General features: G+C 60.7%; 11 protein-coding genes. 8 read left to right on the top strand and 3 right to left on the bottom strand.

Going from position 1 to position 15,388, the window contains the following annotated elements:
- Positions 1 to 111: 111 nt before the first annotated feature.
- The 5 genes from ACFQDI_RS10740 (at position 112) to ACFQDI_RS10720 (ending at position 5,824) form a co-directional block, all read left to right on the top strand.
- Entirely contained in the window at positions 112 to 1,227 is a 1,116-nt protein-coding gene (locus ACFQDI_RS10740; protein ID WP_377166315.1) for an anthranilate synthase component I family protein, read from the top strand.
- A 35-nt stretch (positions 1,228 to 1,262) separates the two neighbouring features.
- A complete protein-coding gene (locus ACFQDI_RS10735; protein ID WP_377166313.1) occupies positions 1,263 to 2,045 on the top strand; it encodes an NIPSNAP family protein in 783 nt (260 codons plus the stop codon).
- A gap of 41 nt (positions 2,046 to 2,086) precedes the next feature.
- Positions 2,087 to 3,433 carry an SBBP repeat-containing protein gene (locus ACFQDI_RS10730; protein ID WP_377166311.1) on the top strand — a complete coding sequence of 449 codons (1,347 nt, stop codon included), beginning with the start codon at positions 2,087 to 2,089 and terminating at the stop codon, positions 3,431 to 3,433.
- Positions 3,434 to 3,597: 164 nt separating this feature from the next.
- On the top strand, positions 3,598 to 4,107 hold the full coding sequence (locus tag ACFQDI_RS10725; protein WP_377166309.1) for a 3D domain-containing protein: 510 nt from the start codon (positions 3,598 to 3,600) through the stop codon (positions 4,105 to 4,107).
- Between the two features lie 145 nt (positions 4,108 to 4,252).
- Positions 4,253 to 5,824: a long-chain-fatty-acid--CoA ligase gene (locus ACFQDI_RS10720; protein ID WP_377166307.1), complete on the top strand. Its 1,572-nt coding sequence runs from the start codon at positions 4,253 to 4,255 to the stop codon at positions 5,822 to 5,824.
- A 173-nt stretch (positions 5,825 to 5,997) separates the two neighbouring features.
- Here the strand turns inward: ACFQDI_RS10720 and ACFQDI_RS10715 are convergent, their stop codons facing one another.
- Complete coding sequence (locus ACFQDI_RS10715; RefSeq protein ID WP_377166305.1) at positions 5,998 to 6,786, bottom strand: ThuA domain-containing protein; 789 nt, start codon at positions 6,784 to 6,786, stop codon at positions 5,998 to 6,000.
- Between the two features lie 282 nt (positions 6,787 to 7,068).
- On the opposite strand from ACFQDI_RS10715, the gene ACFQDI_RS10710 reads away from it, so the two are divergent.
- On the top strand, positions 7,069 to 8,109 hold the full coding sequence (locus ACFQDI_RS10710; RefSeq protein ID WP_377166303.1) for a hypothetical protein: 1,041 nt from the start codon (positions 7,069 to 7,071) through the stop codon (positions 8,107 to 8,109).
- A 7-nt stretch (positions 8,110 to 8,116) separates the two neighbouring features.
- Here the strand turns inward: ACFQDI_RS10710 and ACFQDI_RS10705 are convergent, their stop codons facing one another.
- Positions 8,117 to 9,757, bottom strand: coding sequence for a fumarate hydratase (locus ACFQDI_RS10705; protein WP_377166301.1), 1,641 nt, complete (start codon positions 9,755 to 9,757; stop codon positions 8,117 to 8,119).
- A gap of 96 nt (positions 9,758 to 9,853) precedes the next feature.
- Here ACFQDI_RS10705 and ACFQDI_RS10700 point away from each other — a divergent pair, with 96 nt between their 5' ends.
- On the top strand, positions 9,854 to 10,081 hold the full coding sequence (locus ACFQDI_RS10700; RefSeq protein ID WP_377166299.1) for an addiction module protein: 228 nt from the start codon (positions 9,854 to 9,856) through the stop codon (positions 10,079 to 10,081).
- Positions 10,082 to 10,086: 5 nt separating this feature from the next.
- On the opposite strand, the gene ACFQDI_RS10695 is transcribed toward ACFQDI_RS10700, so the two are convergent.
- Positions 10,087 to 10,476, bottom strand: a complete 390-nt coding sequence (locus ACFQDI_RS10695; protein ID WP_377166297.1) for a molybdopterin synthase catalytic subunit — start codon at positions 10,474 to 10,476, stop codon at positions 10,087 to 10,089.
- Between the two features lie 183 nt (positions 10,477 to 10,659).
- Here ACFQDI_RS10695 and ACFQDI_RS10690 point away from each other — a divergent pair, with 183 nt between their 5' ends.
- Complete coding sequence (locus ACFQDI_RS10690; protein WP_377166295.1) at positions 10,660 to 15,339, top strand: PVC-type heme-binding CxxCH protein; 4,680 nt, start codon at positions 10,660 to 10,662, stop codon at positions 15,337 to 15,339.
- Positions 15,340 to 15,388 lie beyond the last annotated feature (49 nt).

Raw genomic sequence — 15,388 nt, 5'->3', positions numbered from 1 at the left:
CCGTTGTTTTCTCATGCCCTTGAAACGTCACCACACTACCGCCCGTGTGCATTTTCCTTCTCCCCGCCTGAAATTGCGGCACAACTGTGCCAGCGCGAAGGCTTTGTGTGGATGGACTCCTCCCTCGTGGCTCCGGGGGCCATCTCCCTGCTCACAGCAGAGCCCGTGGCAGTGCTCCAGGGGCACATTGACCAGGACTGGGAGCTGGTGCGCAGCGCCCTGCGCACCCCCCGTGCCTCCGCCGGCGGGCTGTATGGCTGGGTAGGGTATGATGGCCGCTTCGTTTTCGGCATTTACCCGCATGGCCTTGTGTACCGGCACGACAGCGCCCGCTGGTATGAATTTGGCGATTTTAAATGGCAGCCCGTCGCCAGCAGGCCCGCACCTGCCGCAGCACCGCGCCTGCAGTTCCAGCCCGGGGTGCGCAGCGTGGACTTCATCCACATGGTGGAGCGGGCGCAGCGCTACATCGCCTCCGGAGACATCTACCAGGTGAATCTCTCCTACCCCTGGCGTGCGGAATGGCCCTGGGAGGCCGATGCCCTGGCGCTCTATTTGAAACTGCGCGCCATCTCCCCCGCGCCGCACGCCGCCTTCATGCGTCTGGCAGGCACCACCGTGCTCTCTGCCTCGCCGGAGCTCTTTCTCCGCATGCAGGGCTCGCGCATCGCCACGCGCCCCATCAAGGGGACTCGTCCGCGCTTTGTTGATGACCCCGAGCGCGACGCCGCCGCCGTGCGCGAGCTGACATCCTCGGTGAAGGAGCGCGCCGAGCTGCTCATGATCACCGACCTGGAGCGCAATGACCTCGGCCAGGTCTGCGAATTTGGCAGCGTCTCCGTCCCCGAGCTCTGGCGCGTGGAAAGCTACGCCCAGGTCTTTCACCTTGTCTCCACCGTCACCGGCACCCTGCGCCCGCATGTCGATCATGTGGATGCCTTCCGTGCCTGCTTTCCTGGCGGCAGCATCACCGGCGCTCCGAAAAAACGCGCCAGTGAGATCATCGCCGAGCTCGAGCACCACGCTCGCGGCCTCTACACCGGAGCCATCGGCTGGTTCGGCTTCGACGGTCGCAGCCAGTGGAACATTGCCATCCGCACCGCCGTGCAGCAGGGAGATCAAATTTCCTTCCACGTCGGCTCCGGTATCGTCGCCGACTCCGTACCCCGGTACGAATACGAAGAGACCCTGCACAAGGCGGCGGGGATTCTCGCAGCGGCTTCTTGATAAGCATTCCTTCCTGCGGCGTTTGTTCCACCCTCATGAAGCGCCTCACCTTTCTCGCCCTTGCTCTCGCCAGCCTCGTCGCTCCGCTGCTCCACGCTGCTGACTCACCGGTGTATGAACTCCGCATCTACACCTGCAACGAGGGAAAGCTGGATGCGCTGCTGGCGCGCTTCCGTGACCACACCTGCAAGCTGTTTGAAAAGCATGGCATGAAAAACATCGGCTACTGGGTGCCGGTGGACGAGGAGAACGGCTCCAAGACCACGCTCATCTATGTGCTGGAGCACAAGAGCCGCGAGGCCGCCAAGGAGAGCTTCAAAGCCTTCGGCGCAGATCCCGAATGGCAGGCGGCACGCAAGGCCAGCGAGGAAGGCGGCAAAATCCTGGCCAAAGCGCCGGAGTCCATCTTCATGACGCCCACGGACTACTCTCCTCCAGTGGCCATCGCCAAAAGCGGGAAGCCGCGTGTGTTTGAAATGCGCACCTACACCTGCAACGACGGCAAGCTGGACGCGCTCAACGCCCGCTTCCGCGACCACACCTGCAAGCTCTTTGAAAAGCATGGCATGACCAACCTCGCCTACTGGACGCCCACCGATGCCGACAAAGGCGCTGGCAAGAAGCTCATCTACATCCTGGCCCACGACAGCAAGGACGCCGGTCTGGCCTCCTTCACCGCCTTCCGCGCCGACCCCGACTGGGTCAAGGCCAAGGCCGCCAGCGAAGCTGCCAACGGCGGCTCCCTGACCATCATGCCGCAGTCCGAAGGCGTGAAGAGCGTCTATATGAAGGCCACGGATTTCTCGCCGATTCAGTAAGTGCGTAATAGCTGCGCCCGTGCGCCCGTATGCTGCGGGCCATGATCTCGCTCCGCACGCTCTGCCTCGCCCTGTTTGCCACCTCCCTCCATGCCGCCACGCCCACCTTTGAATGGGTGGCCGGAGGCGGCGGGGCCAAGAGCGACAAGACCCGCGCCGTCACCTTTGACCGCGAGGGCAATGTCTTCATGGCGGGCGAGACCACGGACGACGGCACCTTTGGCGACCAGAAGCGCACGGGCCTGGGGAGTACGGATTTCTTTCTCACCAAGCTGTCCAAGGACGGCAAGTTCCTCTGGGTGCGCAGCCTTGGCGGCAGCCTGGTGGACCGCGGCTACGGCGTGGCCACCGATGCGGCCGGAAACGCCTATGTCACCGGCCATTACCAAAGCACGGATGCGCAGGCGAATGGGCAGACCCTGCCCAATGCCGGCGACTACGACATCTTCATTGCCAAATACGACACAAAAGGAGCGCTTATTTGGATCAAAACCGCTGGCGGAAAAGGCTACGACTACGGCCACGGCATCGTCGTCGATTCCAAGGGAGACATCGTCGTCACTGGCGCAGTGGCCGGGGAGGCCAAATTTGGCGACGTCACCGTCAATGCGGGCAGCACCACCCGCCCCATCTTCTGCGCCAAGTATGACGCCGCAGGAAATCTGAAGTGGGTCAAGACCACCGGCGGCAAGTTCTCCGGCAGCGGTCATGGCCTTGGAGTGGATGGCACCGACTCTATTTATATAGGAGGCAGTGGTGGCGGTACGGGCACGATGGATGGCGTGGCCCTGGACTCCAAGGCGCAGGCCGGGGTGGTGCTGAAGCTCACGCCTGCGGGAGAGGCCGTGTGGGCGGCCTTTCTGCCGGGGGTGCCGAGCGCAGGCTTTCATGAGATCGCTGTGGACACCGCAGGCCGCACCTGGTGCGCAGGCATGTTCAAAGGCGTGCTCAATGGCGGTCCGGCGCACAGCACCGGTGACAAAGACAACGATGGCGTGCTCGCGCATTTCAGCCCCGAGGGCAAGCTGGTCTGGAGCCACGTCCTGCAAGGGCCTGCCACCGACTACTGCCTCGGCGTCGCCACGGATAACACTGGCCGCTGCTTTGTGACGGGCGAGTTTTCAGAGACCGCCACCTTTGCCGGGCAGACACTCAAGACCCAGGGCGCTACGGACATTTTCACAGCTGCATTTGACGAAAAAGGAGGCCTCGAATGGCTCCTGCCCACCGGGGGGGCCAAGGGAGACAACGCCTATTGCATGGCCTGGCACCCCTCTGGAAGGCTAATTTTTTCGGGGGCCTGTGTCGCACCTGCGACATTCGGCGGGCAGACCATGACATCACCCGGCGGGGCGGAGGCTTACGGGGCGGTTTTGCTTCCAAAGTGACAAAACGGCGCTGAAATTGCCTTTAGAGCGGTCTAAAGTCCAGTTTTCAGGCACAAATCGGCTACAAATCCCCGCGTTGACAGGGGTGTCGAACTCGACACCCTGCGCGCCCCCCAACCCGGACCCCCATTCGGGAGGGCGTGCCCAACAACCAACCCCACTGTTTGAATCCAACCATCCTTCTGTGCTTTGCTGCCTTGTGCGTTTCCGCTGCTGCGGAAGAAGTAGTCAAAAGCTCCTCCACGACCACAACCCCAGCTGGCACTCCAGGCCAGGTCATCTCAGGCGTCAAAACCACCGCCTACACCCACAACGAAGGCGACCACATCGAATACGGTGCGCGTACCGCCGCCGGCACCCCGCTCAGGCATGGGCAGATCCGCAGCGCTGCGGCTGACTGGTCCATCTACCCGGTGGGCACGGTGTTTCAGATCAAGGGAGATCCTTCCCTCTACGTTGTGGATGACTACGGCTCTGCATTGGTCGGCACGAAAACCATCGATCTCTACAAGCCGACCTTCGGCATGATGCACAGCTGGGGCACGCGCCACGTGACCATTCACGTGCTGAAGTGGGGCTCTTTCTCCCGCAGCCTCGCCATCTTGAAGCCTCGGGCTTACAAAGCCTGGCACGTGCGCGAGATGGTGGCTCGCATCCAGAGCCGCCAGGCGTAATCTCCCCCCAAAACCTGAATCCAGGCTGAGCCACGCAGGCCGTTTGTCGGTCGCGTGGCTTTTTGTTGCCCACAGGTGGTGGCGGCCGGGTTCTTTTCTCTCGCCTTTCTCAGCGGCCTTCGGCTAGGGTTTGCGTTTTCTTCTCATGGAAACGCCGCTCTCGCCCCTCGACTTTGCCCGCCGTGCCCGCCGCCTGTATGCTGACCGCGAGGCCGTGGTGGATGGGGGCCGCCGCTTCACCTACCGAGAGTTTTTTGAGCGCTGCGACCGTTGGTCGGCGGCCCTTCAGGGGCTGGGCGTGCAGCCGGGAGACCGGGTGGCCACCATCGCGCCCAACACGCATTCCCATCTGGAGGCATTTTATGCCGTGCCGCAGATCGGCGCGGTCATTGTACCGATCAATTTCCGCCTCACCGCCGCTGACTTTGCCTACATCCTGAACCACAGCGGCGCTCGCATCGCCTGCGTGCATGCGGACTACCTGGATGCCGTGGACTCCATCCGCGCCCAGGTGCCGGGGGTGGAGCACTTTGTGGCGCTTTCTGGGGAAAAGGCGGGCTGGACGAGCTACGAGGCGCTGCTGGCAGCCTCTACGCCCGAATTCACCGCCGCTGAAATCAGCGAGACCGACATGATCGCGCTGAACTACACCAGCGGGACCACGGCGAATCCGAAAGGAGTGATGGTTTCCCACCGCAACACCGCCTTCAACATCATGGGCCACCTCATGCACACGCACCTCACCAGCGCGGACCGCTATCTCTGGGTGCTGCCCATGTTCCATGCCAATGGCTGGACCTTCGTCTGGACCGTCACCGCCGTGGGCGGGCGGCATGTGTGCATTCCCAAGGCGGACCCGAGGCTCATCTTTGAGGCGATACGGAAGGAGGGCTGTACCCTGCTGTGCGCGGCCCCCACCGTGCTCATCGGCATGGCCAATGCACCGGAGGAAGTGCGCCGGGATGTGCCCCGTGGCGTCCGCGTCATCACTGCCGGCGCACCACCCGCCGCCGCTACCATCGAGCGCATGGAGGGCGAGCTGGGCTGGGAGATCACCCATGTCTATGGCCTCACGGAGGTCTCCCCCATCGTGACCATTAGCGAATCCCGCCCCGAGCATGCGCAGCTCAGCGCCCGCGAGCGTGCCGTCATCAAGGCTAGGCAGGGGGTGGAATACCTGGCCAATGCCGAGGTCCGCGTAGTCGATGACGACGGCAAAGAAGTTGCCAAAGACGGCGCCTCCATGGGCGAGATCATCATTCGCGGCAATGCCGTGATGAAAGGCTACTACAACGACCCTGCCGCCACCGCCAAGGCCATCCGCAATGGCTGGTTTTACAGCGGAGACGCCGCCGTGGTACATCCGGACGGCTACATCGAAATCCGCGACCGCTGGAAGGACATCATCATCAGCGGCGGCGAAAACATCTCCTCCGTGGAGGTGGAGGGCGTGCTGCTGCGCCATCCCGCCGTGCAGGAGTCCGCCGTCGTCGGCCTGCCTCACGAAAAATGGGGGGAGACGCCGCAGGCCTTCATCGTCCTGCGGCCTGGTGCCACCGCCACCCCCGAGGAATTGCGCCTCTTCTGCCGCGAACACCTGGCGCACTTCAAGGTGCCTCATGGTTTTGAGTTTATTGCGGAACTGCCCAAGACCGCGACAGGGAAGATCCAGAAGTATGTGCTGCGCGGCGGGCGAGCGAATATCGTGGCGCAGTAGCGGCGGAATCGCCGCTGTGGAGCGCGGAATTGATGACGCAGCACTCCGCTGCAGATCCAACTCCGCTTTTGCCTGCGCTCTTACAAGCCAAGAGTCAGCGTGTTTGCGCACTCTGAGATGAAAAAACACCCGCCAGGCGCGGCCGACCTGCTGCGGAATGAATTCCGCGCTCCTCAATGCCCGGCCAGCTTGCCGTCTTCCACATGCACCGTGCCGCCGCGCACCTCGATCTTCTCGCGCGCCTGCTCCACCGGCACGTGGCGCGGTGTGTTGGCGGCTTCGCCTTGTGGGCGGGCCCAGCGGATGCCATTGGCAATGACGCGCTGCACGTCCGGCAGGTGGTAGATGGGATACACTTCGTGGCCGGGGCTGAAGTAAAAGATGCGCCCGCTGCCACGCGTCCACGTCGCACCGCTGCGCAGCACCTCGCCGCCTTGGAACCAGGAGACAAAGACCAGCTCGTCCGGCGTCGGGATCCCGAATGGCTCGCCATACATTTCTGACTGCTCGATCTCGATGCAGTCGCCGATGCCTGCGGCGATGGGGTGGCCGGGATTGATTTTCCAAACGCGTTCGCGCTCGCCCGCTTCGCGCCAGCACAGCGCGCAGCTCGTGCCCATGAGACGCTTGAAGACTTTGGAGAAATGGCCGGAGTGCAAAACGATCAGCCCCATGCCGGCGAGCACCCGCTCTTGTACACGGGTGACGAGTTCATCACTCACTTGATCATGCGCCGCGTGGCCCCACCAGATGAGTACGTCGGTTTGATCCAGCACCACAGGCGGCAGTCCCTGCTCCGGCTCGTCCAGCGTCGCAGTGTGGACGACGAGGTCGCCATGTTTGGACAGCGACTCCGCCAGCGCCCCGTGGATGCCCTGAGGATAGATGGCGGCCACGGTGGGATTCTGCCGTTCGTGGACAAATTCGTTCCAGATGGTGACGCGGATGAGGGGATTGTGCATGGATGATGGGAACGCGGCTTGGGAAGAATTCAAACTCACTTTTTCGGACAACCAAACCATACGCACTCAAACCAACGTCGTCCTCGGAAAGGAAGCGAGAAGGTGTCTCTGCATTATGCGGCGCATGTCGTGGGGGGATGCGCACACTTCTCGCGCCCCTACCGGGCGCGTCCTTCAGGTGCGCGGGATGATGGGCGTAGATCCGGTGGTTCCCGGTCGCTGCGCTCCCTTCACCACCGGCTAATTTCCTGCGAGCCTCCGGCTCATAGTGTATAAATCGCCATGATTTCTGAAAGTGACCTGCTGGCAGCTTTGCATTATGGATACGAAGGGTACATCTCTAATGGGTATCTGAGGCGCGATGAACTGCCGGGTTACGCGAGCCAATTGAAAGAAGACTTGGATTGGATTGGTCTAGAGAGTTTTAAGCTCTTACCGCCAAAAAAAATTCGGGTTCGAATCGGAAGCGGTTTTTATAAGATTCCGATCGTCCGTTATCATTTTGGGGAAGACAGAAACTCTTTTGAGAAAGCGTTACCATTTTCCAGCAAGTTTGAGCTGCTTACAAAAGCAAACACAGAAGGGACGGGCTTTAATAGCGAGGACCTGCGGTGGGTTTGCGATGTGTTTAGGACAGCAAGAAATAAACTGCCACACTTGTGGCTTAAGGACAAAAGGTTGAAAAATGACCTGCAGCATCCTCGCAAACACATCAACGCGATAGCCGAATTGTTCTGGCTGGGTTTATGGAATGACGTTGTTCCGGAGACCATTGCCCATGAGCATAGTCTGCTTCCAAAACCGGATGATCTTGCAACATACTCCAAAACTGTCGACTGGAGCATGCTAACGATTCCAATTGACCAGTCGGGTAGACAACATCGCGTGAATTTGGAGGTAAAGAACTTAACTTCGAGTGTTGAGTATGCGTTGTTCAATCAACATCGAAGTGAAGCGGCAAACCAAATGGATCTTGATCGCTTTGTAACAGATGCATTGCGTGGAACAGCCAAATTTCCGAATGTGATTTCAGACGATATAAACTTGGTATGCTTTTCTACTTTTTTGAACGTTCCGTGCGCATTGCAAAGCCTGGCTAGCGCTGTTCTGAACAAATACCCATCTGTGGACGCGGTGCTATTCTGGATTGTATTTGGGGACACTCATCAAAACTGGCAGGTGTTTTCAAGGCAATTAGACGAATGGCAAAATCGGAAATCTTCGATCATTGACCGCTTGTTCGAACGGCCAAGTTATCGACAGGCAAAACCGCTTTTGTTCACTCATCCCTTGTGGGGCTTATTACCGTGGCAACAATATTAAATTAGTGTCAATGCTTCACCGAGCAGCCCGGACCCACGGTCTGGAAGAAGTCGTTGCCCTTGTCATCGATGAGGATGAAGGCGGGGAAGTCTTCGACTTCGATCTTCCAGATGGCCTCCATGCCGAGCTCGGGGAACTCGACGACTTCGACCTTCTTGATGTTTTCCTTGGCGAGGATGGCGGCGGGGCCGCCGATGCTGCCGAGGTAGAAGCCGCCGTGCTTTTTGCAGGCGTCGGTGACCTGCTGGCCGCGGTTGCCCTTGGCGATCATGACCATGCTGCCGCCGTGGCTCTGGAAGATGTCCACGTAGCTGTCCATGCGGCCGGCGGTGGTGGGGCCGAAGCTGCCGCTGGGCATGCCTGCGGGTGTCTTGGCCGGGCCGGCGTAGTACACAGGGTGGTTCTTGAAGTAGTCGGGCAGGGGCTTGCCGGCATCGATCATCTCCTTGAGCTTCGCGTGGGCGATGTCGCGGGCGACGATGATGGGGCCGTTGATGAGCAGGCGCGTGGTGGTGGGGTACTTGCTCAGCTCGGCACGGATCTCGGCCATCGGGCGGTTGGTGTCGATGCGCACGGCGTTGGTGTCCTTGCGGTGGCGCAGCTCCTCGGGGATGTACTGGAGCGGGTTGGTTTCGAGCTTCTCGATGAAGACGCCCTCCTTGGTGATCTTGCCCTTGGCCTGACGGTCGGCCGAGCAGGAGACGCCAATGCCGATGGGCAATGAAGCGCCGTGGCGTGGAAGGCGGATGACGCGTACGTCCAGCGCGAAGTATTTGCCGCCAAACTGCGCGCCGATGCCGCACTCGCGCGCGGCCTGCAGCATCTGGGCTTCGAGTTCGACATCGCGGAAGGCGCGGCCGTGCTCATTGCCGGTGGTGGGGAGGTTGTCGTAGTACTTGGTGGAGGCGAGCTTGACGTGCTTCATCGTCGATTCCGCCGAGGTGCCGCCAATGACGAAGGTCAGGTGGTAGGGCGGGCAGGCGGCGGTGCCGAGAGAGGTCATCTTGTCGCTGAGAAACTTGACGATGCTCTTCGGATTGAGCACGGCGCGGGTTTCCTGGTAGAGGAAGGCCTTGTTGGCCGAGCCGCCGCCTTTGGCGATGAAGAGGAACTTGTACACGTCGCCGTCGGTGGCGTAGAGATCGAGCTGAGCGGGCAGGTTGGTGCCGGTGTTCTTCTCGTCGAACATGTTCAGCGCGGCGTTCTGGGAGTAGCGCAGGTTGTTCTCCGTGTAGGCGAGATAGACGCCCTTGGACAGGGCAGCCTCATCACCGCCGCCAGTCCAGACCTGCTGGCCTTTTTTGCCCATGATGATGGCGGTGCCGGTGTCCTGGCAGAAGGGCAGCAGCCCTGCGGAGGCCACGTCGGCGTTCTTGAGCATGGTCAGCGCGACCATGCGGTCGTTTTCGCTCGCCTCAGGGTCGTCGAGGATGGCGGCCACCTGCTTCAGATGCTTCGGGCGCAGGAAGAAATTGATGTCATGAAAAGCCTGGTTGGCCAGCAGGGTGAGTGCTTCGGGATCGACGACGAGGACGTCCTTCTCGCCAAATTTCTGCACGGAGACGTGCTCCTTGGTCAGCAGACGGTATTCGGTGTCGTCGGTGCCGAGTTCGAGGAGTTCCTGGTAGTGAAAGGGGGGCGTTGGCATGGGGAGGGGAATGTGAAAGGGATACGAGTTCGGGCAACGAGGGAAAGGAGCATTTTGCACGTTGTCAGGAGATTCCGGGAGAGGTAAACTCCCTGCGTGATTTTGGAAACGTTGCCCGCTGTCCGGCAGCTCAGTTCCCGTGACAAACGGCGACTGGCCGAGGAACTGCTGAACTCAGCCGATGCCGAGGATGCTGAGGCATTCGACGAGGCTGCAGTATTGAAACTGCTGGACCGGCGCCTCGCAGACCATGAGGCCAGTCCGGAAGCCCTTGCCGCGTGGGAGGAGGTGAAGTCACGCGTCTTTGCGGGACGCGAAAAGTAGGGCGCTCACCCCACAAAAACCGCGCGCTTCCAGATCGGCACGCTGGTTTTGATCTCCTTCAAATACCAGCGGCACAGGTCAAAGGACTCCGCGCTGTGCTTGGTCTGCACGCGAATGACGATGCTCGGCTGCTCCGCAGCCACGAAGCCGAGGCGGTGCTGGATGAAGACACGGTGCGGGCCGTGCTCACGCTGGCCGCGGTCAACGAGCTCTTGCAATGTCTTTTCCGCCATGGGCAGGTAGGCGCTGTAGTCGATGCCGGAAATGGTCCGCCCGTCCTCCTGGCTGCGCACCACGCCGAGAAACTGCGCCTCGGCCCCCTCTCCAGGCTGAAACTCGGAGGGGGTGGTGGGAATGGGGGCTGGGCTGAGGACGAAGCTGGCGGGGGGCGTCATGGAGGGCCGAGAGAACTACCACAGAGTTCACAGAGAGGCACAGAGATATGAATCAGGAGCTTTGTGTTTCTTTGCGCTCTCGGTGGTGAATCCGGCATGGCTGGATTTTCACAAAGCATGGCCGATTCCTCATAAAACTTGTCCGCTCGCACCGGTTTCTGATAGCGTTTGGTTCTCACAACCATGAAACGCCTGCTCCTTCTCGCTTTCGCTGCGGCCACGACCGTTCACGCTGCCACCCAGATCACCTGGAAGCGCCAGCAGCTTCACGGCGACTTTTATTCCGAAGGCGCCACCATCGGCGACATCAATGGCGACGGCAAGGCGGACGTGGTCGCGGGGCCGTTCTGGTGGGAGGGGCCGTTGTTTGAAAAGAAGCACGCCTACTACGAGCCGAAGATTTTCAGCATCAACGGCTACTCGGACAATTTCTTCGCCTACGTCCACGACTTCAACGCCGACCAGAAGAACGACATTCTCATCCTGGGCTTTCCCGGCAAGGAGGCGAGGCTGTACCTGAACCCCGGCGTGCATGACGACAAGCCCTGGCCCATGCACATCGTGGCGGATGTGGTGGACAATGAGTCGCCCGTTTTCACCGACATCACGGGAGACGGCAAACCGGAGATCGTGTGCAGCACCGGGGGCAAGTTTGGCTGGTTCGCGCCGAACTGGGAGAAGCCCACGGAGAAGTGGCCTTTTGTGGCGGTGAGTGATGACATGAAGGTGGCGAAGTTCACCCACGGTCTCGGCATAGGTGATGTGAATGGTGATGGGAAGCTCGATCTTTTGGAAGCGCGCCGCTGGTGGGAAAACAAGCCCGGCAGTGCGACGTGGGAGCAGCACAACTTCGCCGCAGGCGTGGGCGGTGGCGCGCAGATGTTTGCGTATGACTTTGATGGCAATGGCACGAATGACGTTTTCACCAGCCTTGCGGCGCATCGCTATGGCGTGGCGGTGTTTTTGCAGAACAAGCCTGCACCTGACCAGCCGAACTGGCAGCGTGTGATGCTGGCCAGCGAGCAGCCGCAGGACAACGACTACGGCATCGTCTTCTCCCAGCCGCATGCGGCGTATCTGGCGGACATCGATGGCGATGGCATCAAGGACATCGTCACCGGCAAACGCTACTGGGCGCACAACGGGCATGATCCTGATGAGCACGGGCATCGTGTCATTTACTGGTATCAGACCAAGCGCGATGGGAAGGGCGGGGTGGATTTTGTGCCGCACCTCGTCGATGCCGAGAGCGGTGTGGGCGTGGACGTGCAGGTGGGCGATGTGAACGGCGACAAACTGCCGGACATCGTGGTGGGGAACAAGGCGGGGGTATTCGTCCTCACGCAGGAGCGCAAGGAGACGACGGCGGACCTGACGCCGAAGAAGATGTACGGACCGGGGCTGAAACCGCAGAAGGATTATGCGAAAGGCCAGTCTCCCCAGGATGCGCTCAAGGCGCTGCAGCTTCCCGGCGGCTTCAAGGCGGAGCTGATCGCCGCGGAGCCGGACCTCGTGCAGCCCATTGCGTTCACGTTTGATGAACGCGGACGCATCTGGGTGGTGGAGGGAAACAGCTACCCCAAACCGCGTGAGGTGGGTGCGGGGCAGGACCGCATCAAGATTCTTGAAGACAAGGACGGCGACGGTGTCTTTGAGACGAAGAAGATCTTTTGTGAAGGACTGAATCTAGTGAGCGGGATCGAGCTGGGCTTTGGCGGTGTGTGGGTGGGGGCGGCACCGTATTTGATGTTTATTCCTGATCGAGATCATGATGACAGACCCGACCCGATTGGCGGAAGCATGATAAGCCCGGTTCCTGGTTTGAGCTTCAATGCACAAATTCTCCTCGATGGCTGGGGCAGCCAGGACACGCATGAGACGCTGAACAGTTTCATCTGGGGACCGGACGGGTGGCTGTATGGCTGCCACGGGGTCTTCACTCACAGCCGGGTGGGCAAACCGGGGACGCCGGATGATCAGCGCAAGCCCATCAATGCAGGCATCTGGCGCTACCACCCGGTGAGGCATGAGTTTGAAATCTTTGCCGAAGGCACCAGCAATCCCTGGGGGCTGGACTACGACCAGTACGGCGAGTTCTTCGTCACCGCCTGCGTCATCCCGCATCTCTACCACATCGTGCCGGGCGGGCGCTACCAGCGGCAGGCCGGGCAGCACTTCAATCCCTACACGTATGAGGACATCAAGACCATCGCCGACCATGCGCACTATGCGGGCAGTGCGCGTCCTGATGTCGCTTTCGACAAAACCACGGGTGCCGGAATCGTGAATGATGACACCAACGCCCTCGGCGGCGGCCACGCGCACTGCGGACTGGCCATTTATCAGAGCAGCCTTTTTCCGCCGACGTATCGGAATCAGCTCATCTTCGGCAATCTTCATGGGCATCGCCTGGTGACGAACTACACGGACCCGCATGCGAGCACGTATGTGGGCAAGCACGGCAGTGACTTTATGCGTGCCAATGACATGCACTTCATCCCGGTGACGCAGAAGGTGGGGCCTGATGGTGCGCTGTATGTCAGTGACTGGAGCGATGAACAAATCTGCCACCGAGGGAGCAATGCGGTGGAGAATTGGGACCGGAGCAATGGGCGCATCTATCGCATCAGCTACGACGGCTGGAAACCGTGGAAAGGCGATCTGGCGAAGGAGAGTGATGAGGCGCTGGCGAAGCTCGCGGTGCAGACGGAGAACGAGTGGGAGTCGCGGATGGCGAGGAGGGTGCTGATGGAAAGGTTCCAATCGGATCCAGCGTCAGAAGAAAAAATAACATCCTTGCTGGTTAAGATCTTTTGGTCTGACGAAGAGCCCCCACAGATATTGACTCAAGAGGAAGCCATCCGTTATCAATGGCTTGGATTCATTTTAAAGCCCCAGGCATATCTTCAAAAGCCAATCATTGCTGTTCAGGATGCGTGGTTCGATGCGCAGCGCGTTCGACTGGCTGCATCACAGGTGGGTTTCGCGGGCACAGATCTTCGAATTTTGAATGACGCAGCTCAAAAACATCCTTCACCCCTCGTCCGCCGCGAAATTGCCTCCGCGCTCCAGCGACTGCCGCAAGACCAACGCAAATCCCTTGCCACTGCTCTCCTCAAGCATGGCGAAGACAAGGACGATCCCATGATCCCGCTGCTGATCTGGTATGGCATCGAGCCGCTTGTGGGTGCGGATCCGAAGGTGGGGCTGGAGCTGGCTGCGGTGTCGAAGCTGCCGAAGGTGACGGAGTTCATTTATCGCCGTCTGTCGTCAGATGATGCAGGGCGGGCTTCGATGCTTTCGGAGCTGACGAAGGAGCCGGATGCGGCCAAGCGTGAGGCGACGCTGGGGATGATCCTGAGCAGTGCACGTGGTGCGGGCAAGCTGGCGATGCCGCAGGATTGGGCGGCGACTGCGGCGAAGCTTAAGGCCGGCGTGCCGGCTAAAGCCGGGACTACGGAACAGCTGGTGACCGAGCTCAGCGCTTTGTTTGGCGATGCGGACGCACTGCAAACATTCCGCGAGCGGCTGGCACTAGCGAGTGCACCGGTGAATGAGCGCGAGAAGGCGCTTGGTGTCCTCATCCAGACTGGCGATGGGGGCACGGCTAAGCTCCTGCAGCAGATCCTCACGCAGGACGCTCCGGCTTCGCTGAGGCGCAAGGCGATTCAGGCGCTGGCCTCGCTCAAAGATGCGGGAACGCCGAAGGTGCTGGGGGCGCTGCTGCCGAAGCTCTCTGCGAATGAACTGCCGGATGCGGTCAACACGCTGGCTTCGACGAAAGAGGGCTCCAAAGAGCTGCTGAAAGCCGTGGAGGCCAAGGCGGTGCCTGCCACGGCGCTTTCTCCCTTCCTGGTGCGCCAGCTCACGGCTTTTGATGACAAGGAGATCAATGCGCTGATCAAATCGGCCTGGGGTGATGTGAACGCGCCGAAGGCGGACCTGGGCGAGCGGACGAAGAAGTATCGCGAGCTGCTGACGGCTGCGGCTTTGTCGAAGGGGGATCTGGCGAAGGGCAAGATGCTTTTCACCATGACCTGCGGCCAGTGCCACAAGCTCTTTGGCGAAGGCCAGAGCGTGGGACCGGACATCACGGGCAGCAATCGTGCGGATCTGAACTACCTGCTCGAAAACGTGCTCGATCCGAATGCGGTGATCGGCAAGGCCTACCAGCTCAACCTCTTCACCATGAAGGATGGCCGCGTGATGAGCGGCGTCATCAAGGAGGAAAGCCCCGCCGCGGTGAAGATCGCGATGATGGGCGGTGTGGAGTTCACCCTGCCGCAGCCGGACATCGCGAAGCGCGAGGTGTCCAAGCTCAGCACGATGCCCGAGGGGTTGTTTGATGCGCTCAAGCCGGAGCAGGTGATTGATCTGGTGAAGTATTTGCAGAGCGGGGCGTCCGGACCGGCTAAAGCCGGTATTACAATACCCGGAGCGATCGAAGGCGAGTCGCTGAAGGTCTTGAACAAAACGGGCGGCAATGCCAAGCCGCAGGGGATGGGTGGCTTTGGAGCCGAGTGGAGCGGGGCCTCACAGCTTTGGTGGACGGGGGCCAAGCCGGGGCAGAAACTGACGCTGGCACTGCCGGTGCCGGAGAAAGGGAAATACGCCCTGAAAGCCGCGCTTACCCTGGCGCGAGACTACGCCATCATCGATGTCTCACTCGATGACAAACCAATAGCCACCGCATGGGATGGGTACAACGGCTCCAAGGTCATCCACAGCGATGAGCTCGACTGGGGCACCCACGAACTCGGCGCCGGGGAGCATCAGCTCACCTTCACCATCACCGGCAAGCATGCGGATGCGGTGCCGGGATACATGGTGGGGCTGGATTACGTGAAGCTGGAGAAGAAGTGATCGTTCGACATCGCGGAGCATCGGCTTACGGTTCCGCACCATGGATGCG

Origin of the sequence: Prosthecobacter fluviatilis (genome assembly GCF_042655725.1) — a bacterium.
In the GTDB taxonomy this organism is placed as follows: Bacteria; Verrucomicrobiota; Verrucomicrobiia; order Verrucomicrobiales; family Verrucomicrobiaceae; genus Prosthecobacter; species Prosthecobacter fluviatilis.
This window is presented reverse-complemented; position numbering and strand designations above follow the sequence as displayed.

Bases quoted from the DNA above. Each gene is read 5' to 3' on its own strand.
- ACFQDI_RS10695 (WP_377166297.1), bottom strand. From the start codon at position 10,476: ATGACGCCCCCCGCCAGCTTCGTCCTCAGCCCAGCCCCCATTCCCACC.
- ACFQDI_RS10710 (WP_377166303.1), top strand. From the start codon at position 7,069: ATGATTTCTGAAAGTGACCTGCTGGCAGCTTTGCATTATGGATACGAA.
- ACFQDI_RS10730 (WP_377166311.1), top strand. From the start codon at position 2,087: ATGATCTCGCTCCGCACGCTCTGCCTCGCCCTGTTTGCCACCTCCCTC.
- ACFQDI_RS10720 (WP_377166307.1), top strand. From the start codon at position 4,253: ATGGAAACGCCGCTCTCGCCCCTCGACTTTGCCCGCCGTGCCCGCCGC.
- ACFQDI_RS10705 (WP_377166301.1), bottom strand. From the start codon at position 9,757: ATGCCAACGCCCCCCTTTCACTACCAGGAACTCCTCGAACTCGGCACC.
- ACFQDI_RS10690 (WP_377166295.1), top strand. From the start codon at position 10,660: ATGAAACGCCTGCTCCTTCTCGCTTTCGCTGCGGCCACGACCGTTCAC.
- ACFQDI_RS10715 (WP_377166305.1), bottom strand. From the start codon at position 6,786: ATGCACAATCCCCTCATCCGCGTCACCATCTGGAACGAATTTGTCCAC.
- ACFQDI_RS10740 (WP_377166315.1), top strand. From the start codon at position 112: ATGGACTCCTCCCTCGTGGCTCCGGGGGCCATCTCCCTGCTCACAGCA.
- ACFQDI_RS10735 (WP_377166313.1), top strand. From the start codon at position 1,263: ATGAAGCGCCTCACCTTTCTCGCCCTTGCTCTCGCCAGCCTCGTCGCT.